19 protein-coding genes are annotated in these 21799 nt (G+C 64.8%); 11 read left to right on the plus strand and 8 right to left on the minus strand.

The genetic code is table 11. The annotated features are described in order from the left end of the window. Positions 1 to 435: AMP-binding enzyme (locus tag AC3A6P_RS05660; protein WP_487689415.1), on the plus strand; the 435-nt coding region annotated here is incomplete at its 5' end. Between the two features lie 1613 nt (positions 436 to 2048). On the opposite strand, the gene AC3A6P_RS05665 is transcribed toward AC3A6P_RS05660, so the two are convergent. Then, entirely contained in the window at positions 2049 to 2615 is a 567-nt protein-coding gene (locus tag AC3A6P_RS05665; protein WP_487689417.1) for a TetR/AcrR family transcriptional regulator, read from the minus strand. A gap of 77 nt (positions 2616 to 2692) precedes the next feature. On the opposite strand from AC3A6P_RS05665, the gene AC3A6P_RS05670 reads away from it, so the two are divergent. After that, positions 2693 to 3745, plus strand: coding sequence for an aldo/keto reductase (locus AC3A6P_RS05670; RefSeq protein ID WP_487689419.1), 1053 nt, complete (start codon positions 2693 to 2695; stop codon positions 3743 to 3745). A gap of 1298 nt (positions 3746 to 5043) precedes the next feature. On the opposite strand, the gene AC3A6P_RS05675 is transcribed toward AC3A6P_RS05670, so the two are convergent. From AC3A6P_RS05675 to AC3A6P_RS05700, 6 genes are all read right to left on the minus strand, one after another. Continuing rightward, positions 5044 to 6225, minus strand: coding sequence for an acetyl-CoA C-acetyltransferase (locus AC3A6P_RS05675; protein ID WP_487689421.1), 1182 nt, complete (start codon positions 6223 to 6225; stop codon positions 5044 to 5046). Between the two features lie 78 nt (positions 6226 to 6303). Then, positions 6304 to 7638 carry a CapA family protein gene (locus AC3A6P_RS05680; RefSeq protein WP_487689423.1) on the minus strand — a complete coding sequence of 445 codons (1335 nt, stop codon included), beginning with the start codon at positions 7636 to 7638 and terminating at the stop codon, positions 6304 to 6306. Between the two features lie 53 nt (positions 7639 to 7691). After that, complete coding sequence (locus AC3A6P_RS05685; RefSeq protein ID WP_487689425.1) at positions 7692 to 8450, minus strand: 3-hydroxyacyl-CoA dehydrogenase; 759 nt, start codon at positions 8448 to 8450, stop codon at positions 7692 to 7694. Beyond that, positions 8450 to 9472, minus strand: a complete 1023-nt coding sequence (locus AC3A6P_RS05690; RefSeq protein WP_487689427.1) for an acyl-CoA dehydrogenase family protein — start codon at positions 9470 to 9472, stop codon at positions 8450 to 8452. Before AC3A6P_RS05690 ends, AC3A6P_RS05685 begins: the two co-directional genes overlap by 1 nt. Continuing rightward, positions 9469 to 10635, minus strand: coding sequence for an acyl-CoA dehydrogenase family protein (locus AC3A6P_RS05695; RefSeq protein WP_487689429.1), 1167 nt, complete (start codon positions 10633 to 10635; stop codon positions 9469 to 9471). The genes AC3A6P_RS05690 and AC3A6P_RS05695 overlap by 4 nt, the downstream gene beginning before the upstream one ends. Next, a complete protein-coding gene (locus tag AC3A6P_RS05700) occupies positions 10632 to 11366 on the minus strand; it encodes an enoyl-CoA hydratase (RefSeq protein WP_487689431.1) in 735 nt (244 codons plus the stop codon). Before AC3A6P_RS05700 ends, AC3A6P_RS05695 begins: the two co-directional genes overlap by 4 nt. Positions 11367 to 11511: 145 nt before the next feature. Between AC3A6P_RS05700 and AC3A6P_RS05705 the strand changes: the two genes are divergently transcribed. From AC3A6P_RS05705 to AC3A6P_RS05745, 9 genes are all read left to right on the plus strand, one after another. After that, positions 11512 to 12414 carry an SDR family NAD(P)-dependent oxidoreductase gene (locus AC3A6P_RS05705; RefSeq protein ID WP_487689432.1) on the plus strand — a complete coding sequence of 301 codons (903 nt, stop codon included), beginning with the start codon at positions 11512 to 11514 and terminating at the stop codon, positions 12412 to 12414. Positions 12415 to 12434: 20 nt separating this feature from the next. Further along, complete coding sequence (locus AC3A6P_RS05710) at positions 12435 to 13307, plus strand: MaoC/PaaZ C-terminal domain-containing protein (RefSeq protein WP_487689434.1); 873 nt, start codon at positions 12435 to 12437, stop codon at positions 13305 to 13307. Further along, complete coding sequence (locus tag AC3A6P_RS05715; protein WP_487689436.1) at positions 13304 to 14110, plus strand: enoyl-CoA hydratase/isomerase family protein; 807 nt, start codon at positions 13304 to 13306, stop codon at positions 14108 to 14110. Before AC3A6P_RS05710 ends, AC3A6P_RS05715 begins: the two co-directional genes overlap by 4 nt. Position 14111: 1 nt before the next feature. Then, positions 14112 to 14897 carry an enoyl-CoA hydratase-related protein gene (locus AC3A6P_RS05720; RefSeq protein ID WP_487689438.1) on the plus strand — a complete coding sequence of 262 codons (786 nt, stop codon included), beginning with the start codon at positions 14112 to 14114 and terminating at the stop codon, positions 14895 to 14897. A 4-nt stretch (positions 14898 to 14901) separates the two neighbouring features. Beyond that, positions 14902 to 16122 carry a CaiB/BaiF CoA transferase family protein gene (locus AC3A6P_RS05725; protein WP_487689440.1) on the plus strand — a complete coding sequence of 407 codons (1221 nt, stop codon included), beginning with the start codon at positions 14902 to 14904 and terminating at the stop codon, positions 16120 to 16122. Then, complete coding sequence (locus AC3A6P_RS05730; protein WP_487689442.1) at positions 16119 to 17471, plus strand: OB-fold domain-containing protein; 1353 nt, start codon at positions 16119 to 16121, stop codon at positions 17469 to 17471. The genes AC3A6P_RS05725 and AC3A6P_RS05730 overlap by 4 nt, the downstream gene beginning before the upstream one ends. Beyond that, on the plus strand, positions 17468 to 18658 hold the full coding sequence (locus AC3A6P_RS05735; protein WP_487689444.1) for an acetyl-CoA acetyltransferase: 1191 nt from the start codon (positions 17468 to 17470) through the stop codon (positions 18656 to 18658). The genes AC3A6P_RS05730 and AC3A6P_RS05735 overlap by 4 nt, the downstream gene beginning before the upstream one ends. A 48-nt stretch (positions 18659 to 18706) precedes the next feature. Then, entirely contained in the window at positions 18707 to 19678 is a 972-nt protein-coding gene (locus AC3A6P_RS05740) for a hypothetical protein (protein ID WP_487689446.1), read from the plus strand. A gap of 187 nt (positions 19679 to 19865) precedes the next feature. Further along, positions 19866 to 20690 (plus strand): FadR/GntR family transcriptional regulator, encoded by an 825-nt coding sequence (locus AC3A6P_RS05745; protein ID WP_487689448.1) that lies wholly within the window; start codon positions 19866 to 19868, stop codon positions 20688 to 20690. A gap of 96 nt (positions 20691 to 20786) precedes the next feature. On the opposite strand, the gene AC3A6P_RS05750 is transcribed toward AC3A6P_RS05745, so the two are convergent. Then, on the minus strand, positions 20787 to 21788 hold the full coding sequence (locus AC3A6P_RS05750; RefSeq protein WP_487689450.1) for an ABC transporter substrate-binding protein: 1002 nt from the start codon (positions 21786 to 21788) through the stop codon (positions 20787 to 20789). Between the last annotated feature and the right edge of the window lie 11 nt (positions 21789 to 21799).

Genomic DNA, 21799 nt, shown 5'->3' on the forward strand with positions numbered 1-21799 from the left:
GGCGCCCGCTATGGCAGCGACGGCGAGATCTGGGTGCTGGGCCGCATCGATGACGTCATGAACATCTCCGGACACCGGATCTCCACCGCCGAAGTGGAATCCGCCCTCGTCGGGCATTCCGGGGTGGCCGAAGCCGCCGTCGTCGGGGCCACCGACGAACAGACCGGGCAGGCCATCTGCGCGTTCGTCATCCTCAAATCCTCCGCCCACGGCGGGGAAGACAACATGATCGACGAACTGCGCGCCGAAGTCGCCAAGGAGATCTCCCCCATCGCCAAACCCCGCGAGATCCACGTCGTGCCGGAACTGCCGAAAACCCGCAGCGGCAAGATCATGCGCCGGCTGCTGCGCGACGTCGCCGAAGGCCGCGAACTCGGCGACACCTCCACCCTCGTCGACCCCAGCGTCTTCGAAGCCATCCGCGCCAGCAAATAGACCATCCGCTAGCCGTGCGACTGGTACTGCGAGCCCACCAGCCTCCCCGCATTCAGACCCGATCAATTTGGACAATTCGTCATGCGGCAATGCCGCGAGCCTCTCACCGGTGCTAATGCAGCTGTCCGTGTCACCGGCGTCAACGCCACGTACTTCCGCTCGACAATCCGTCGCGTGGACCTCGTGTCGGCCGTGCTGAAGTTCCCGCGCATCAGAGGGTCTCGACGACTGTATGCGTCGCCAAGCGACTCTATGACGAGTAGTGGGTCAGTGACGACACGGCCACGGCTCTCCGAGGTGAATCCGAGCTGCAACTCCGTCTGTTGGTCAAGCCCAATCAGATTGCCGCCGTGATGGCCGCAGTGTAGGGAGAGCGACCAGTTTGGTCGATCCCGATTGGCCCGATGATCGACACGACGAGTCGGGCCGAGTGATCCGCGCTCATCGCGGAGACAACCGCGACCTGCTTGCGCCGCGGGCTGACCACACGCCTGTCCGCGAGGTCGGAGAGTCCGTTGACCGAAGGGGCTCTGGCATGGCATGAAAGGGTGCCCCCGAAGCCGCGTGTCTTGAGCTCCGAGGGCCGCCGTCAAATGTTCCACGAAATATACTGCGGTACGACTGCTTTAGAGTGTTCTAAGGTACTGTCGGCCTAATATCGCTGAAGTGCATCAAACAGTGACGAATTAAGGCCTGGTGCAGGGATATGCGAGCTCAGCGTTCGCAGGCACATATTCACATCAGTCATGGTGTGGACATGGAAGTGAGAATCGCGGTGTGGACATCGACTGAGAATGCCGCTGACGGTGCAGGTCAGGGGAGTGGGTGTGGACATCAAACTTGAGAAGCCACACTGCTGCAGCGCCGTTGTGGCTTCTCAAGTTTGATGTCCAGTTCTCAATTTAAATGTCCAGCCGATGTCCAATAGAGCATTTGAGTGAGACTTTCAGGTGCCGCAGGTGCGCTACCGAGGCGGCGTGCTGCTGCTGCTCCTGCGGCGGCTGCTGCCGCCGCCACCGCTGCTGCTGCCGTTGCTTGCTCCGAAGAGCAGTGTGCCTGTCTTCTAACGAAGCGATCGCGTGATCGATTCGCAAGACAAATGATCGTCGAATGCTCAGAGAGAGCATCAAGCTCAACACCTTCCGTTGCTTTGGATCGGAACCGCCGCCAACACAGCTGAATTCGAGGTTAACTGCACCCGGGCACCAACGGGCCCGGGAAGACTGCCGTGTGTTTAATACGCGTTGTCGAAGTATCGCACTGTGTCACTACGGTCAATGAAGGGGGTACACCCCCGCTTGCGCGGATACGAGCGCTTCCGATCGGTTAGCGCACGACGCTATTCTGGACTTTTCCATGAGATGGTGCGACTTGACGGAAGGTCAAGCGCCACATCGTCCTTCGCTCTACATGGCCCGACGGCGGCTCGGTTGAAGGTTTGATCGAGGACCAGCGTCGAGCTGGCTACACCCTCGACGAGGATTACGGTGACCGGTAAGTCGCGCTGAGATCCATTGACCAGTACCGCATTCAGGTGGTGGATGTTCCGGCGTCCCCAGATGGAGCTCGCTCTCTCCACCGGACGACCCAGAATGGGTCGCGAAATTCGAATCTCAATCGAGTGACGGGAAGTGCGGAGCGCCCAGCGAGTCAACGATGAGGTCCAGCAATCGCTCGGCCTGCCGCAGTCCGCCCTCGCCTGGTGGCACCCGCCATAATGCGCTCAAGAGAAGGAGGACATCGCCGGCGTCGACGCCCTGGCGAATGTCGCCGTTGGCCTCAGCGGCATCGAGTAGCCGCTGTATGGCGTCGACGACGGGGGCGTAGGTGGCATTGATGATCGCTTGTGCTGGTGCAGTTTCCAGTGCCTCGCCGAGGCCGTGTTTGACCCGGACCAACTCAGCCAGCTTGCGGGCCCACACGCGAAAGGCCTTCAGCGGTGGGCCCTCGTCGAGTAGCCTTTGGACCGATTCGGTGAGCAGTTCGATTTGCTGCTGGTACACCTCCAACAACAGCGCCTCGCGGGTGGGGAAGTGCCGATACAAGGTACCCGGGCCCACCCCGGCGTGCTTCGCGATTTCGTTCAGCGAGACTTGAGGATTGTCGGCGAATGCCGACAACGCTGCGTTAAGAATCCGCGCTCTATTGCGCTGTGCGTCGGCCCGCTGCGCCCCAGCCACGTGCCCTCCTTGTTAAGTGGAGAACTCTCCGCTACGGTTAAACGGAGACATCTCCACTACCTATTGAAGGGGCTCCCATGCGATACCGCAAGCTTGGCACCACGGGCCTTGACGTGTCACCCATCGCGATCGGTGCCATGACCTATGGCCAACCCGATCGTGGACACCCGGTGTGGTCACTCGGCGAGGACGGGTCTCGGCCGCTGATCAAGCACGCACTTGAGGCAGGCATTAACTTCTTCGACACCGCCAACATGTATTCCAACGGCTCGAGCGAGGAGATCCTCGGCCGCGCGCTCAGGGACTTCACCGACCGCGACGACGTGGTGATCGCCACCAAGCTGCGCCATCCCATGCGGCCGGGTCCCAATGGACGCGGCCTGTCCCGCAAGGCCGTCATGACCGAGGTCGACCACTCGCTGCGCAGACTGGGCACCGACTACATCGACCTCTATCAGATCCACCGCAACGACCACGACACCCCGTTGGAGGAGACCCTGCAGGCCCTCGACGAAGTTGTCAAGGCCGGGAAGGTTCGCTACCTGGGGGCGTCATCGATGCCGGCCTGGGAGTTCGCGAAGGCCCTGCACCTGCAGACCCGTCACGGCTGGACCCGCTTCGTCACCATGCAGGACCACTACAACCTGCTCGCCCGCGAAGAGGAGAGGGAGATGATTCCGCTCTGTCGGGACGAAGGTGTCGGAACCATCGTGTGGAGTCCTCTTGCCCGCGGACGCCTGGCGCGCAGCTGGGACGAGGCAAAGACGACCCCGCGATCGACCACTGATGGCGCCTTCGCCGACGCCCTCTATACCGCAGCTGACGAAGACGCGAACCGCGCAATTATCAACGCAGTGGGCGAGATTGCGCGCACGAGGGGGGTGTCGCGGGCGACGGTCGCACTGGCGTGGCTGCACCGTCAGCCGGTCGTGACGGCGCCGCTGGTCGGTGCGGCCTCGGTCGAGCATATTGACGAGGCGATCGCCTCGCTGGATGTCGAACTGACCGGTGACGAGGTGCGCGCGCTTCAGGCACCCTACACGCCGCGATACGACTTCCAGGGGGTCTCCGACGAGACCGACCTGGAGGAGATCCGAGCTCGCATCCCCGGAATGGCCTTGGCATCATGAACCCAGCCGAACAGTTTTTCGCTGACCTAGACGCCGGAAACGTTGATCAGGCGCGTACCGCTCAGGGGTTCACATGGACGGTTCCGGTTACTCCTGGAGGCGAATTCGCGCTGTCGGGCGTGTACACCGCCGAGCAAATCCCCGCGATGCCCTCCGTCGCAGCCGCACTCCCAGACGGCCCTCGACCCGAGATCGCTACGGTGGTGGAGTCGGTCCAACATGTCGTCATCGAAGCGCATGTACAGGGACGGGCCGTCCCGACGGCAGGAATTACGACAACGGTGTGGCCTATGTTTCGAGCTCGATGGTGACAAGATCACCGCGCGAGTACCTAGACACCATCCACGCCGCCGACATCTTCACCGTATGACGTAGCTAGCTGCGAGGCGGGTGCATGAAACAACTCTGGCGGCCGACTGGAGGAGAAGAAGCGGCGCGCGCCTTCGGCTCTTGATCGGTGTTGGAGCCGGATGAAGTTCGAACGGAACGCTGCCAAGGGAATTTCACACCGACCGAGGCCGAAAACCCGCGCAGGGACATCAACCTGTCCTGGCTGCACGGATGGAATCGACCCGCGCCAGCCGACGAAGCAGGCTATTGGCATTGGTGAAAGGACTACCGATGCCTTGGGTCGCCCGACATCAATCGCGCTGCATAATAATTGGCTCGCTGCTGAGACTCTTACACGCATTGCTGAGTGTCGCGACTGGCCCGGCATCTTGCCAACCGTGACAAGTCGGCCCCCGGAGCACCATGAGGAGTCGCTGTCGAAACGCCTATAGGAGGAAGCGGCAAGCCGGCATCGCGATAGCAATCGATGAGTCGGCGATCAGATTGACCAAAGTCGTTGTGAACGACCGTATTCGATTCGGGCCTTGCCGTAACTTCACTCAGTGGCCCGAGGGCTCGCAGGAGAGGGCGGATCGATTCATGCCGCGGCTGTCATAGCTGCTGGCCGAAAACTCAGTCAACTCATCTGACATCGACATCGGCTGTTCCCGGGCTCCCGGCGGACCATACGTCGACATAGCGGTTCAGCCAGTCTCAGTTACGGTTCAACATTGGTCGTTCTGCGGAAACTGTCCAAAGCGCAGACCAATCATGCGAACTCGTAGCACACCTCGGGCTTAAGGTTCAAGCCGCATTCCTGAATAGGTGGCACGTGACAGGCACGCCGCTAGTAGCCGCACCAAAGCGAAAATCGGGCGCATGGAAGTGGGAGTGAAGTCCTCGGCAGAAGAGCTTTTAAGGAGGATGGCGGTTTGCGCCTTCAGCCGAACCGCATCCGCCGCTTTAGATTACTGTCCGCGCAGGATCAGGGCGTCGCCCTGACCGCCGGCACCGCACAGCGCAGCTACCGCGTACTTTCCACCGTTGCGCTTGAGTTCCAGCGCTGCGTGCAAGGTGATCCTGGCCCCGGACATCCCGATCGGGTGCCCCACCGCAATCGCCCCACCATTGGTGTTCACCTTCGCCGGGTCGACACCGAGCTCACGGGTCGAGGCCAGCGACACCGCCGCGAACGCCTCGTTGATCTCGATGACATCGAGCTGGTCGACGGTGATCCCTTCGCGGGCGATCGCCTTCTTGATCGCATTGGCCGGCTGGGACTGCAACGTCGAATCCGGACCCGCCACCACTCCGTGGGCGCCGATCTCGCACAGGTACTCCAAGCCCTGCTCTTCGGCTTTGGCCTTGCTCATCACGACCACCGCGCACGCTCCGTCGGAAATCTGCGACGCCGAGCCCGCCGTGATGGTGCCGTCCTTGCGGAACGCCGGCCGCAGTCCCGACAGCGATTCGGCGGTGGTGTTGGCGCGGATGCCCTCGTCCTCGGTGAATTCCATCGGGTCACCCTTGCGCTGCGGGATCGTCACCGGAACCACTTCGTCGGCGAAGATGCCGTCTTTCCACGCCGCGGCCGCCCGCTGGTGCGACCCGGCCGCGTATTCGTCCTGCTCAGCGCGGGTGAACTGGTCCTGGTCGTTGCGCTGCTCGGTCAGCGCACCCATCGGCTGATCGGTGAAGACGTCGTGCAAGCCGTCATAGGCCAGGTGATCGAGCACCGTGACATCGCCGTATTTGTAGCCGGCGCGGCTGTCCATCAGCAGATGCGGGGCCTTGGTCATGGACTCCTGCCCACCGGCGACGACGACCTCGAATTCGCCGGCGCGGATCAGCTGGTCCGCCAGGGCGATGGCGTCGATGCCCGACAGGCACATCTTGTTGATCGTCAGCGACGGCACATCCCAACCGATCCCGGCCGCTACCGCGGCCTGGCGCGCCGGCATCTGCCCGGCGCCGGCGGTCAGCACCTGGCCCATGATCACGTAGTCCACCAACGAGGCCGCGACGTTCGCTTTCTCCAGTGCGCCCTTGATCGCCACCGCACCCAGGTCCGACCCCGAGAAATCCTTCAGCGCCCCGGACAGCTTGCCGATCGGAGTACGCGCTCCAGCAACTATCACTGCAGTGTTCACGAGTCTGTTCTCTTTTCTAGATTCTGAGTGCGGTTGTGTGGGGTTGCGCCGTCGCCCGTCAGAGGTGGGTGAGGTTGGTCAAGCGATCCTGCCCACTGGTCGCGTCGCCGTGGTGTCGATGGTGATGGTGGTTTGATACGGCTGCGAGAGCTCGTTGAGGCGGTTCAGGATTCGGTGCGCGTCTGCGTTGTTGGCGAGATGTGGTGTGCCGCGGCGGCTTCGGGGACGGTCGCAACCGAGGGTAATGGGGTGAAGTATCGCTTCGGCCAGTTCGCCGCTGTTGAAGGTGAAGTGGGGAATTACCGAATCCCAGAAGAGGGGCTGGGCTGCGTAGCCGGTCACTGCGTCGTAGAGGTCGGCTGCCGTGGACGTCAGAGGCATACTTTGTTGTTCGTACACCTCGACCGGGAATGCGGAGATGGTTTCGAGGTTGAACACGAAGTTTCCCAGGGAGTAGCAGATGGGACGGCCTCGGTAGATTTCGATGCCGCGCAGCATGTGCGGGCCGTGGCCGATGATGGCATGTGCCCCGGCGTCGATGAGGGCGTGCGCTAGGGGTTGAAGGAACTCCGCGGGCGTGTCGTTGTTCCAGCGGCCTTGGATCCCCTCGTGGCAATGCAAGCCGACGATGACCACATCGGCCTGCCGCCCAGCTTCCTGCACCACCAGTTTGAGGGCGTCGACGTCGCGGGATAACGCGTCAGTCTGGATGCGCGGGGTGTCGTCGGCGACGAAGTGGACACCCTCGACGGCGATGCCGCCAGGCGGGGGTGGGTCATAGACGTTGCGGTCAGGGTACGGGAAATGGATGCCGGGGGCCGTGGTGTGGGCGGCAGTGACGTTTACTCCGGTTTCAGCCAGGATCTCGCGCAGTGTGTCGAAGCGGTCGGTGCGCACGAAGTGGGTTTTCTGGACGCGCACCGGTGCGATCCCTGCCCGGCCAGCATCCTCGATCCCGGGATCGGCAGCCAGCGCCAGGCGGGCGTTGCTGGAACCGGCGGCGATGAACGCGACCCGCCCACCGGCGGTATCCAGGTATCGCGGTTTGCGCGCGTCTCTGAGGGTGCGGCCGGCGCCGGCGTAGAGCAATCCACGATGATCGAACTCGTCGAGCGTGGCGGCGAGGCCGTCGGTGCCGTAGTCGGTGGCGTGATTGTTGGCCAGTCCGAACAGGTCGATGCCCAACCATTCGAACTCATCAAGCAGGACGGGATCGACGCCAAGTGGAGTGCCGTGCATCGTTGTCGACGGGTGTCGGGGGGCCGGTGGTAGGACCATCTCGACGTTGGTGATCGTGGCGTCGGCGTCGCGCAGGAGATGGACGAGCTCGGTGAAGCCTGTCGAGGTGTCGGCGGAGATGGGATGGGTCAGGATGGCGTCGCCGGTGGCGGCTACCCGAATTGTGGTGTCCACTCATGCCTCCGTGGTGTGGGGGTGCGCGTGTGTTGCGGCGGCGGGCGTGTAGGTCATTTTGGTGGCATCCGGATGGCGCCGTCGAGGCGGATGGTCTCGCCGTTGAGCATGGGGTTGGCGATGAGGTGGGACACCAGTTCGGCGTACTCGGTGGGCCGCCCGAGGCGGCTGGGGTGGGGTACAGCTGCGCCGAGCGCTTTCTGCGCGGGTTCGGGAAGCCCGAGCAGCATGGGTGTCTCGAAGATGCCGGGCGCGATGGAGACCACCCGGATCTGGTGTTCGGCGAGGTCGCGGGCAGCGGTGAGGGTCAGGCCCGCGACGCCGGCTTTGGACGCGCTGTAGGCGGCTTGACCGATCTGGCCGTCGAAGGCGGCCACGGAGGCGGTCATGATGATGACGCCGCGGTCGCCGGCGTCGGGTTCGTTGCGCTGCATGCGTTGCGCGACCAGTCGCAGCACGTTGAAGGTGCCGACCAGGTTGATGTTGATGACCTTCTGAAAGTGGTCGAGATCATGAGGCCCGCGTTTTCCGAGAATGCGTGCCGGTGGAGCGATCCCGGCGCAGTTGACGGCGACGCGCACTGGACTGTCGCCGAAGGCGGCGAGGGCGGACTCGATGTCGCTGGGGTTGGTGACATCGGCTTGGACGAAGTGGCAGCGCGGGCCGATCTGCTGTGCCGCGGTGTGGCCAGCCTCAGCGGACAGGTCGACGATCACGACGTGCGCGCCGTGATCGTGTGCCTGTTTGGCGGTGGCTAGTCCCAGCCCTGAGGCGCCGCCGGTGATCAGGATGCCTTGACCATCAATGTTCATCAGAGGGTTCCGTCCGTGAGTTGGATTGCGGGTTGGGGGAGGGTTGATTGCGCGGTCAGCGCGCGCCAGATGTCGCCGTCGTAGTGGGAGCGGACCAATTCGGCGATGTGCGTGGACCAGGTGTATTCAGTTCCGTAGTCGTCGCGCCAGGCCCACAGCCGGGAGGTGTAGTGCTGCAGCGGGTATTCGGCTGTTAGCCCCATCGCGCCGTGCAGTTGGTGCGCAGATTGCGCGACCGTGGTGGCGGCGAGCCCTGTCTGGACCTTCGCGGCGGCGATCGCGAGCGAGGTCTTGGTGTTGAGACCTGTGGTGGTCAGGTCGGCAGCTGATTGCACCGCGGTTTCGGCGGCGGCCACGTCGGCGGCCATGGCAGCCAGGGCGTGTTGCACTACTTGGTGACTGGATAAGGCTCGGCCGAACTGGGTGCGTGCGGCGGTATAGGTGCAGGACAGGTGCAGGCAGGCCCGAAGGGCACCCAGTATCTGGGTACTGCGGCCGAGCGCGCCCAGAAGTCCTATGTCAATGGCCAGAGCCGGGTCGCAGTGTTGGACTGCATGTTTGATGATGGCTGGGCCGGTTTCTTGTGGGTGGGCGCGTACCAGCGCTGCGCCGTCGCCTGCTGTGCGGCCGATGACCCAAAGGTGGTCGCAGCCTGCGGTGTTGGCTGCGGTGGTCGTGGCGGGGTCGATCGACTGCTGCGGTGGGGAGGTGACCCAGGGGACACGGGCGATGCCCACCGACAGGGTGCCCTCGGGCAGCGGCACTCCGGTGGCGGAAGCGACATGGGAGGCCATCAGTAGCGGTTCGGTCAGCGGGCCGTCGAGGCCAGCTTGAGCGGCCCGGGTGATGACGGTGACAGCGTCGGACAGTTCGCCGCCTACGCCGCCGAGGTCTTCGGGGAGTCCGACACGGGTCAGACCACAGTCAACCAGCGCATTCCAGCACTGAGATCCGACCCCGCTTCCGACGCTGTCGGTTCCGGTGCCGAGAATCTGGGTCAGCAGATCGTCGAGTTCGCTCATGACGCTCCTAGTGCGCGGGCGATGATGCCGCGCATGATCTCGTTGGTGCCGCCGCGCAGTGTGAAACCCGGGGCGTGGGCTTGGGCGTGGTGAAGGTGCTCGCGGACCTGCGCGTGGCGCGTGGCGTTGGGCACGGTGGGCAGCCAGCGGCGTGCGATGTGGATGCTGTCGTTTTCCAGTGTGGTGCCGAGGTCTTTGACCACGGCGGCGGCGACACCCGGAGCGGTGGGGCCATCGAGGTGGCGGCTGATGCGGGCGGACATGGCGCGCAACACACTGAGCCGGGCGATGAGCAAGCCGACGTCGGCGTCTCGCGCGGGGTTCGCGCCGGCGCCGACGAGGCCTTCGATCATCGGGAAGGTCGAAAGGAACCGTTCCGGGCCGCTGCGTTCGAATCCGAGCTCTCCGAGCACTTGGCGCCAGCCGTTGCCGACGGTGCCGAGCACCATCGCGTCTTCGACGTGTACGTCGTCGAAGGTAACTTCACAGAAATGGGCCTTGCCGCCCAGCGTCTCGATGGGGCGCACGGTGATGCCGGGAGCGCTCATGTCGATGATGACCTGGCTCAGGGCGTCAGCGGCCTTCTGAGCCGGGGTCCCGGTGCGCACCAGCGCCAACATGTAGTGCGACTTGTCGGCGTGGCTGGTCCAGATCTTCGCGCCGTTGATCAACCAGCCGCCCTCGGCGCGGGTGGCGCGGGTGCGGACCGAGCCGAGATCAGAACCTGACTCGGGTTCGCTCATGCCGATGCAAAAGAAGATTTCTCCGCGCGCCAATGCGGGCAGGAAGAATTCGCGTTGGGTTTCGGTGCCGTGGCGCAGCAGGCCGGGGCCGATCTGGCGATCGGAGAACCAGTGCGCAGCCACCGGCGCCCCGGCGGCGAGGAGTTCTTCGATGACTGCGAACCGGGTGGCCGTCGAAGCGTCGCGACCGCCGTAGCGGGTGGGCCAGGTCATCCCGATCCAGCCGTGGCGTCCGAGTTCGCGGGAGAAGTCCGGAGAATGCCCAGACAGCCAGCTATCGCACTGGGGTGCCATCAGCCCGTCGGCGCGGGCCTGGTCGAGGAAGGCGCGCACGCGGGCGCGCTCGGTGGTGGTTTCGGGTCCTTCGGAGGGGATCGACTCCCGGAACAGGGTCAACTCGGCGGCAGCGGGCGCGGTCATCGTAACCCCGCAAACGCGGCGGCGAATGCCGGGCTCAGCATGCTGGAAAGTTGCTCGCGCAGTTCGTACTTCAATGCTTCCGTGTGGGTTGTCCAGGATTCTGCAGCGGCAAGTGTGGCCTTGATCTGCACCACCAGGTCGCGGGGGGCGCGCGCGGCCACCGCGCAGAATTGCAGCGCGGTTGGCAGCAGATCATCATCGGGCACGCAATCCCACGCCAGCCCGGTGCGTGCTGCCTGGGCGCCGTCGAGTCGGGCCCCAAACAAGGTGAGCGCCGCGGCGGTCTGTGGCCCGGCGAGTTCGCGCAGCATCCAGGTGCAGCCGCCACCGGGATGAATCGGGATCTTGATGAAGCGGGCATCGAACACCGCCGAGGCGGCCGCGACCCGCAGATCGCAGGCCAGCGCCAAGTTGAGGCCCGCGCCGACGGCGGGACCGTTGACGGCGGCGACGGTGGGCAGTGAACACCTCCGCACATGTAGGAATGCCGCGTAGATCTGGGTGAGTGCGCTCTCTTCGGCAGCAGCCAACAATCGTCGGTCCGCACCCGCGCAGAAGGTGCTACCGGCACCGGTGAGCACCAGGGCGTGCACGGCAGGGTCGGCCTGCAGGTCGTCGACCGCCGTGACGAGTTCGGCGGCCAGATTGAGGCTTATCGCGTTGCGGTGCAAGGGATCATCCAGGGTGATGATCCCCACCCCTTCCACCTTGCGAATGGTTACCACTGCCATGTGCTGCGTCCTCTCCGAGCCACTTGCGCATTGGGCGAATCTGGCGCAAGATTAACCTAATGGCGGCGCGCGTGAAACCAGCCCGCCACATCTGAGGCCAGCGGCGGCCGGGGCCTGCCGGTCGCACCTCGACGAAAGGGCGCCAATGACCAGCAGAGTTGTCGTAGTGACGGGAGCCGGGCGAGGAATCGGACGAGCAATCGCCGGATCATTGGCCAAATCAGGGTGGGCCGTCGTCGTCAACGACCTGGGGGCCGGTCCACAAGGTGCAGGTGCCGACGCCGGTCCTGCCGAAACCGCCGCCCAAGAGATCCGCGACGCCGGCGGGGTCGCGATCGCCAGCGGCGCCGATATCAGCGACTGGGACGCCACCCGCGCGATGGTGCATTCCGCCGTAGAAGAGTTCGGACACCTCGACGCAGTAGTCAACTGCGCAGGAATCCTGCGCGACAGCATCTTTCACAAGATGCCGGAAGCCGACTGGGACGCGGTCCTCAAAGTGCACCTCAAAGGCAGCTTCGCCGTCAGCCGCGCCGCCGCCGAAATCTTCCGCACACAGTCGCACGGAGCTTATGTGCACATGACCTCGACCGCCGGCCTCATCGGCAACCTGGCCCAAGCCAACTATTCCGCCGCCAAACTGGGCATCGTGGGCCTGTCACGGTCCATCGCCCTGGACATGGCGCGCTACAACGTGCGCTCCAATGCCATTGCCCCGTTCGCGTGGAGTCGGCTGATCGGCACGCTACCCGAGGACACCCCCGCAGAAAAGGCGCGGGTGGCGCGGATGAAAGCAATGACACCGGACCAAATCGCCCCTCTGGTTGGATTCCTGCTCAGCGACGCCGCGGCCGACATCACCGGTCAAGTCTTCGTGGTGCGCGGCAATGAAGTCATGTTGATGAGCCAGCCTCGCCCCATCAAGACCATGGCTCGCCCGGACGGCTGGACCGAAGAGACCCTCGCCGGGCAGTTCGCGCCCGCGATCCGCAGCAGCCTGGTCCCGCTGGAGACCTCACCGCAGCTGTTCTCCTACGACCCGGTATAACCGGAAAGGTCCGTGCGGCAATGACAATCGACACACAACGGCTCCTGGACTGGGAATTTCCCGTCACCGAGCACACCTGTTCGGCGCGCGATGCGATGCTCTATGCCCTGGGGGTGGGGTTGGGGACCGACCCCACCAATGGGACGGAACTGAACTACCTCTACGAGCGTGACCTCGCCGTGCTGCCGACCATGGCTGCGGTCATCGGACATCCCGGCCCCTGGTACGCCGACCCCGACACCGGAATCGACTGGGTGCATGTCGTGCACGGCGAGCAGTCGCTGCAGATTCATCAGCCGCTTATACCCGAGAGCGTTTTTCGCTGTCACACCAGCGTGGTCGACGTCGAAGACAAGGGTGAAGGCCGCGGAGCGCTGGTGCGTTGGCAACGACGCCTGATCGACGCCGCCACTGGCACCGCGGTGGCCACCGCGGACAGCACCCTGTTCTGCCGCAAAGACGGCGGCTTCGGCGGCCCCGCCAAACCCAAAAGCACACCGACACCCTGGCCGGAGGATGCGCCCACATCATCGGTGCACCAACATATCTCGCCAAGGGCGGGCCTAATCTACCGGCTCAGCGGCGACTACAACCCCGTCCACATCGACCCGAAAGTTGCGGTCGACGCCGGTTTCGCCCGCCCCATCCTGCACGGGCTGTGCACCTTCGCCCACGCCACCTGGGCGGTGCTGCGCGAAGTCGCCGGCGGCGACGCCTCCGCGCTGGTGTCGGTGGCGGCCCGTTTCAAAGCCCCGGTTTACCCCGGTCAGGACCTGCGCACCGACCTCTGGCGTGACGGCAGCACCATTCGGTTCCGCAGCTATGCCGACACCGACACACTGGTCCTCGACGGCGGCCACATCGAGCTGCGGGAAGGGAAGGCACATCAGTGAGTGCATCACAGGACGATCCGCCAGACATTCGCTACGACGTCGCCGACAACGGCGTCGCGACGATCACCTTCAACCGTCCCGAGCAGCTCAATGCGCTGACCACGGTGATGCTCACCCACACCCTGCCCCAGCTGTGTGCCGCCGCCGGCGCAGATCCCGCGGTCAAGGCCGTCGTCATCACCGGCACAGGACGCGGATTCTGCACCGGCGCTGATGTCAGCAACCACATCCCGGCTCTGATCTCCACGCCGGACTCCACCACCCTGCAACGCCCCCTGGGCTCGCTGGTGCTGCCGGTGTGGCAGATCCCCAAACCGGTCATCGCCGCCCTCAACGGTGTCGCCGCCGGCGGCGGTATGTCGCTGGCCTGCGCGGCGGATTTCCGCATCATGGCGCAATCAGCCTCGTTCGTCGCCGCCTTCGTCCGACGGGGCCTGATGCCCGACAGTGGGCTGACCTACCTGCTGCCCAAACTCATTTCCCGCTCGCGGGCCCTGCGCATCATGATGACCGGGGCGAAGGTGAGCGCCGCCGAAGCTCTCGAGCTCGGCCTGGCCGATGAGGTGGTTCCCGACGACGAACTACTGACCGCCGCCGGGGCTTTCGCCGCGCAACTGGCCGCCGGGCCAGCGATCGCATTGTCGTTCACCAAACGCGCGGTGCAACGCGCCGACGAACACACCCTCGCCGCCCAACTCGAGTTTGAAAGTTGGGGACAGACCACGTGTTTCAAGACCGATGACTTCAAAGAAGGGCTGGCCGCGTTCGCGCAGAAGCGCCCGCCCGTCTTCAAAGGACACTGACATGACCTTCACCGACATCCTCTACGACGCCACAGACAGCGTGGCGACCATCACCATCAACCGGCCCGAGGCGCTCAACGCCTTGCGTACGGTCACCGTCACCGAACTCATCGAAGCTTTCCGGCGCGCCGACGATGACTCAACTGTCGGCGTGGCCATCCTCACCGGCGCCGGGGATCGGGCATTCTGCGTGGGCGCCGACCAGAAGGAACTGGTCTCCAAACTCGACGCCGCAGGGTGGCGCGCCATCGCCCGGGACCTGCGCGACCTGTTCGCGACCATGCGCGGCGCGGGCATCCCGATCATCGCCGCCGTCAAAGGCTGGTGCATCGGCGGCGGACACGAACTGCACTGTTTCGCCGACATCACCGTCGCCGACGAGAACGCCCGCTTCGGGCAGGTCGGCGCCAAAGTCGGCGGCGCACCGATCTACATGACCCGGCTGCTGCCGAAGATCGTGGGGGAGAAGAAAGCTCGCGAGATTCTGTTCCTGTGCGAGAAGTACACCGCCGCCGACGCACTCGACATGGGCCTGATCAACCGGGTCGCCCCAGCCGGCACCGTCGATGACGTCGCAGCCCAGATCGCTGCGGATCTGTTGGCCAAGAGCCCGACCGTGCTGCGGATCCTCAAGGCCGCCATCGCCGGCGAGGACGTGCTCGGCGACGACGTGATCCCGATGATCGTGGAAAGTCTCGCCTCGTTCTTCGGCTCGCCTGAACAGCGCGAAGCCACGACCGCATTCGCCGAGAAGCGCGAACCCGACTACCAGCAATTCCGGAGGTAAGACCGTGACCACTCCCCAGACCGGACCGGCGGTGGCCGGGCCGCTCAACGGCGTCAAGATCGTGGCCTTCGAACATGCGTGGGCCGCTCCGTACGGCACCATGATGCTCGCCGACATGGGCGCGGATGTCGTCAAGATCGAATCCCCCGGGGTCGGCGACCACGTGCGCAACTGGACGCGCAACGACCTCGACGGACTCAGCCCACACTTCCTGGCCGTCAACCGCAACAAACGCTCCCTGGTGCTCGACCTGAAAAACCCCGATGGGCTGCGCACCGCGAAAGAACTCATCGCTCAAGCCGACGCCGTGGTCGAGAACTTCGCCCCTGGAGTGATGGCCCGGCTGGGCCTGGACTACGGCACGGTCTCGGCAGACCATCCCGACTTGGTGTACTGCTCGATCAGCGGTTTCGGGGAGACCGGGCCCTACCGCGATCGCCGCGCCTATGACCTGCTCATTCAGGCCGAAGGCGGGCTGCTGTCTGTCACCGGCACCGACAAGGACTCGCTGGCCAAGGTGGGCACCGCGGTCGTCGACGTACTGGCCGCCATGGTTGCCGCGTTCTCTGTGGCCAGCGCGCTGCGCGGGAAAGCCGCACTCGGTCAGGGCCGCTACATCGACGTGTCCATGCTCGACGTCGCCGCCTCCTCGATGGCGTTTAACTTGTTTAGCTACGGCCTGTCCGGGGTCATCCCCGGGCCCATCGGTACCGCGCACCCGCTGCTGGCCCCCTACGAGGTGTACAACACCGCGACCTCCCCGATCGCCATCGCCATCCTCACCGAGGCGCACTGGGGCACGTTCTGCCGCCTCATCGAGCGCGACGACCTGCGTGACCGCGCCGAGTTCGCGACCGCGCCGATGCGGGTGCATAACCGTGAACTGCTCAACGCCCAACTGCAGCCGGTTTTCGACAAGTGGGAGGGCGCCGACCTGGTGGCCGTCCTCAGCGAAGCCGGCCTGGCGTGCGCCAACGTCAACAACGTCGAGGCGCTGCTCGACCACCCGCAACTGCACGACCGCAATTTCTACACCCAGTGGAACGTCCGCGGCCACCAGGTGAGTGCTCCGGGAGCGCCGTGGCGGATGACCGACTCCCCGCAACCGGTCGATCAGCTGCCCGCCGACCAGCCCGGCGAGCACGCTGAGTCGGTGCTGGCCGACTGGCTCGGCATCGACACCGCCGGCATGGACGCACTGTCACAGAGGGGAGCTTTGGGATGACCGGCATCGCCGCCGCCGCCAGTTACGTTCCCCGCTACCGACTCTCCGGCGCGGAGATCGCGCGCAGTTTCGGTCGCGAGGGCGGAAAAGGACAACGGAGCCTGGCCGGTCCCGATGAGGATGCCCTGACCTTGGCTCTCGAAGCCGCCCGCCGGCTACCCGCGGGTGCGCTCGACCAGGTGAGGTCGGTGGTGTTCTGCTCAACCACCGCCCCCTACCTGGTCAAGAACAATGCCAGCGCCGCCCACGCGGTGCTCGGCCTGGACCCTGACGTGCCCGCCTACGATGCCGGGGGCGCGCTGCGCTCCGCGCTCGGAGCTCTGCTCGGCGCGGCGCCGGGCACCCTGATCCTGGCCGCCGACGTCACCACCGCACGCCCGGGAGCGCCCAACGAGCTGACCCACGGGGATGCCGGCGTAGCGGTTCTGGTCGGTGACAACGACGCGGCGGCATCGATCGATCTCGCCGTCACCTTGACCGAGGAAATCCTCGACCACTGGCGCAACCCCGATACTTCCTGGATCAGTCAGTCCGAGGACCGCTTCCCCGTCGGCACCTACCTGAACCTCCTGCAGCAGGCACTGATCCGCGCAGACCTCGGCGGCAGCGACCATGTGGTCGTCAGCGCGGCTTCGTCGCGGCTACTCAAGGCCGCCGAGAAGCAGCTCGCCTCGGTGGGCAAGGCCAGCCGCGTGGCCGGAGTCGGATTCAGCGGCGCGGCGGATCTATTGGTCAACCTGGTAGACGTGCTCGGCGGAGCAAGCATGGGACAGACCGTGACCGCGGTGAGCCTGGCCGACGGATGCGACATTCTGCGGATTCGGGTAAGTAGTGACGACGCGAGCGCGTGGTTCCGGCCGGCGCTCGTCGGCGCGGGAGTCGTTCCGACCTACCTGGACGCATTGACTTGGCGCGGTCTGCTCGACCGTGAGCCTCCGCGCCGGCCGGAACCGCGCGTGGTGAGTGCGCCCGCCGCCCTCCGCGGGTCCTCGTGGAAGTTCGCCTTGAAGGCCTCGGTGTGCTCGGCGTGCGGCAATGTCTCGACCCCGCCGCAGCAGGTCTGTCTGCGCTGCGGGTCAGCCGAACAGGGCACACCGATCACGATGTCGGAGAGAGAACCCGTAATCCGCACCTTCAGTGTCGACCGCCTGGCCTACAGCCTCAACCCACCCATGGTCGCTGCGGTGGTCGGCTTTGACGGGGGCGGCCGGATGGAGGTCGAACTCACCGACACCGACCCCGACACCGTCGCTGTCGGCGCACCCGTGCGGATGACGTTTCGCCGTCGGCATTCCTCCGGTGGCGTGCACAACTACGTCTGGAAAGCCACCACGGAAGGGATCGTATGAGCAGCAACAGCATTCGCGACAGAGTTGCCATCGTTGGCATGGGCTGCACCCGCTTTGGTGAGCTGTGGGACCGCAGCACCTCCGATCTACTCGTCGAGGCCGTCACCGACTGCCTCAAAGACGCCGACACCGAACTCGGCGCCGTGGACGCATTCTGGTTGGGCACCATGGACTCCGGCTACAGCGGACTAACCCTCTCCACGGCGCTCAAAGCGACCGGCAAACCGGTCACCCGGGTGGAGAACATGTGCGCCTCCGGGTCAGAATCGCTGCGCGCTGCGGTGTATGCGGTTGCCTCAGGCGCCTACGACGTGGCGATGGCGACAGGGGTGGAGAAACTCAAGGACTCCGGCTACTCCGGCCTGGTCCGCCAGGACCCACCGGACGACGGATCGTCAGTGGAAACCACTGCGCCCGCCGCGTTCTCGTACCTGGCGCCGGCCTACCAGAAGGTCAACGGTCTCAGCGATGCCACCATGCGCGAGGTCCTCACCCACATCGCGGTCAAAAACCATGCCAACGGCGCCAAGAATCCCCGGGCCCAGTTCCGCACCCCAGTCAGCGCCGACACGGTGTCCTGCTCACCGCTGGTTGCCGGCACTCTGGGCGTGTTCGACTGCTCCGGCGTCGCCGACGGTGCCGCCGCCGCCCTCGTGGTCCGCGCTGAAGACGCGTACGAGTACACCGATACACCGATGTTCATCAAAGCGTTGTCGGTGACTGCCGGTGACGGTTACTCAATTCTCGACGACGAGGCCTCCCTCGCCTCGATCCCGGAGGTCGCCGCCTGCGCGGCCGATGCCTACCGCCAGGCCGGCATCAAGAATCCCCGCCGGGAAGTGTCGCTGGCCGAAGTGCACGACTGCTTCACTCCCACCGAGCTGGTCCTGATGGAGGAGTTGGGATTCTCCAAGCGGGGCCACGGGTGGAGCGATGTCCTCGACGGCGTTTTCGACGCCGACGGAGCGTTGCCGGTCAACATCGACGGCGGCCTCAAATCGTTCGGACACCCGATCGGGGCGACCGGTCTGCGGATGATGTTCGAATGCTGGCTGCAGTTCCGCGGTCAAGCCGGTCCACGCCAACTGCTGGACCCCACTATTGGTCTCACGCACAATCTCGGCGGCCGTCCAGGGCGTTGTGTGTCGTTCGTGGGCATTGTCGGCAAGGAACCGTCCGACGGATAACCCGCACGCTCGCGTGCACCAACATCGAAAATCCCCGAAAGGACCCCAATGGCCATCTTGGAAGCCGCAGATCTGAGCAAGGATCTGGAGGGCACGTATTACAGCCCGAAAATGCAATGGTGGTGTGCGCATGCCGATCTGGTTGATGACGAAGGCAACGAGACCGGCCTCTACTTCTGGCCGGCGCTCGGTTCACTCGACGAGGCGTGGATCTGCTCACTGCACACCAAAGACGAGATGCTCGACCTGACTCAGCTCTACCAGCCGCTGGGGACGTTCAAGACCTCGCGTTCCAGTGTCGACGTGCAGTTCGGCAACCAGTACATTCGCGGGTCCTTCCCGAACTACGAAATCTACGTCGAGGGTGAACCCAGCGGCGAGCCGGTGTCTTTGAAGGTCGAAATGACCGCGGATACCCCGGCGTTCGAGGCACTGCCGAACCTGCGCGGCATTACCTGGCACTACGTGCCACGGTTCACGGTGAAGGGAACACTGACCCGTGGCGGCAAGGCCACCTCCGTATCCGGCGTGGGATACCTGGAGCGGCGCCGCGGCCGGTTCTGGACACCCGGCATCAACCGCGGCCTGTGGGAGAGCATCCCCGGCGCCGGCCCGGCACCGTTTGCGATCCCGCTGTTCTACAAGGTGTGGAAGAACGACGGCACCATCCAACTGCAGACGCTGACCTTCACCGTGGACGGAAAGCAGATGGTGGACTTCGAGAACGTCGAGGTTGACATCCAGGAGACGGCGAAACTGCCCGGCTTCGAGGAGATCGACCACCCGATGCGTTACCGGCTCACAGCCGAGGGCGATGGCGGAACCGCCAGCATCGACGTCGTGCGCAACCCGCACCGGCTCGGCCTGCGCAACTACTTCGACGACCCGGATCCGCGCGCCAAGTGGACCGGCCTGTACGGCGCGGGCCACGCCACCGGCGTGGTTACCTATCGCGGCGAGGACCACCGTGTCGATGCCCCCTCCTACGGCAGCGCGCTGTACTTCTACGAAAACAGCTGAACACAGCCCTGAGGTAAGACCTGCCCGACCAGCCGGCGTGTGCAACGACACCGCCGGCTGGTTGGGCATTCCACGTATGCCGACTTCACGGTCCCTACTGCTACAATTAGTCGAATAATGCGCACCTAACGCGGGCAGGGAAGTCGAAGCGTGTGGGGTCGGGGACCAGTGAGAAAAGGGGTTCGGCGTGGCGGAGATCGAAGCCGTCAACGGGAAACGCGGCTCCAAGGCCCGCGCGACATCGCTTGCCGTGCGCAGTGACCGAACGCTACCCAAGCTCGCATCCACGCTTGCCCAGGAACTGCGCGCGAAGATCCTCGGACTGGGCCTCGAACCCGGCACCCCGCTCCCCAGCGAAACCGAGTTGATCGAACAGAGCGGACTCGGACGCGCATCGGTGCGGGAAGCCATCCGACTGCTCGAGGCCGAAGGCCTCGTGGTCATCCGCCGCGGCTCGCACGGCGGACTCTTTGTCGCACAACCCAACCTCTCTAACCTGAGTGCGAATATCGCTCCTGTCCTCACGTTGTCCAAGGCGCCGTTGCGGGACTTGACCACCTACCGCAAGATGGTGGAGCCGCCGGCAGCCGCGTTGGCGGCGCGTCTGGCCAGCGACGCCGACAAGGCGGATCTCCTCGAATTGGCGGGCCACAATCCTGGGGCTGGGTACGTCAACGAAGTGGCCTTCCACGAGCGCGTAGCCGAGCTCGCCGACAATCTGCTGCTCCGTGTCCTGGTGCGGGTTCCCCACGATCTTCTCCGCGAACACCTCAAAGGTGAGGTGCTCGACGATGCGGTGGTCTCTGAGGCCAACAATGCCCACCGGGCGATCGCGAAAGCGATCCTGGCCGGCGACGGTGACCGTGCGGAACGCGCGATGATGAAGCACCTCGAAGCCTTCGAGCATCGTTTTGATCGGGCGGGTCGCCTCGACCGTCCCATCGTGCCGCAGGAACAGTGGTTGCGGAACGTGCCAGAAGGCTTCGGTGACATCATGAGTGGATGGAGCTGAATCGGCGCAGCCGCTGAGAGTGCAGCAGCACCTTTACGCAGAGACGAAACTGCCGGCCCCTGAATCAGGGGCCGGCAATTTTGTTCGGCGAAGAGCTCAATTCGATGGCTGCGCAGCGTTCCAGAGGTCCGCGAACTGGGTGGCGACGACTTCCTCATAGGGAACGTCTTCCTTGATCAGGCCAGTGTCGTGGTAGATCTTCATCGCCGCGTCATAGGTGGCCGCACTGATATCTGATGTGAAGTGCGACTGCGAGGCGCGGTAGATCTCGGCAACCATCTGGGGATCCAGATCCTTGAACAGCACCTGCAGGGCAGGCAACGCTGTGTCCGGGTCGTCGCGGAGGGTGTTGTTCGCCCGGGTCACCGCCCGAACCAGCTTCTCGGCTACCTCCGGATTGTCGTCGATCCACTGCTTGGTCGCCTGCAGCGTGGAGGTCGGCAGCTTGGAGTAGGTGGACTCCTTGGTCGTGTTGCGCAGGTCGAACACGATCCGGCCAATGCCTGCTTCAGTGATCTCGGTGAGGTCCGGCTCGTAGGTGACCAGCGCATCCACCGCGCCGGCACGCAGCGCAGCACTCGCTTCTGCGCCGGTGCCGACAGCGATGATCGTGACATCGGTTTCCGGGTTCAAGCCGTACTCGGTGAAGACGCCGCGTGCAATGGTGTCGCCGGTCGACCCTGACGCGGCCACACCGAAACGCTTGCCGCGCATGGCATCAACGAATGCCTGTGGATCGTCGGCGGGGATGTCAGGGAAAGAGTTTCCGCCGACAAAGGCGTAAATGGTGGCCATCTCCAAACCGGCCAGGCTCTGAATCGCCTGGCCCTTGGTGGCCAGTTCGATGGGAGTGTCGAAGCCGGTGGTCACGGCAACAACGCTGCCGCCCAGCAGTGCCGACACCGAGGCGTCGCCACTTTCGGTGGATACGATGGTGACATCGAGGCCTTCGTCCTCGTAGTAGCCGAGGCTTTGCGCCAGAAACGCGGGACTGAACGTCATCAGGTTGACCCCGGCGATCTTGATCGAGGTCGAACCCGCCTCGCTAGAGCCCGGCTTGCCTGCGCATGCGTTGAGCAGCAACAGCAGAGGTACCACGACCGCAAGGA

Source organism: Mycobacterium sp. Soil_C_30, assembly GCF_057656995.1.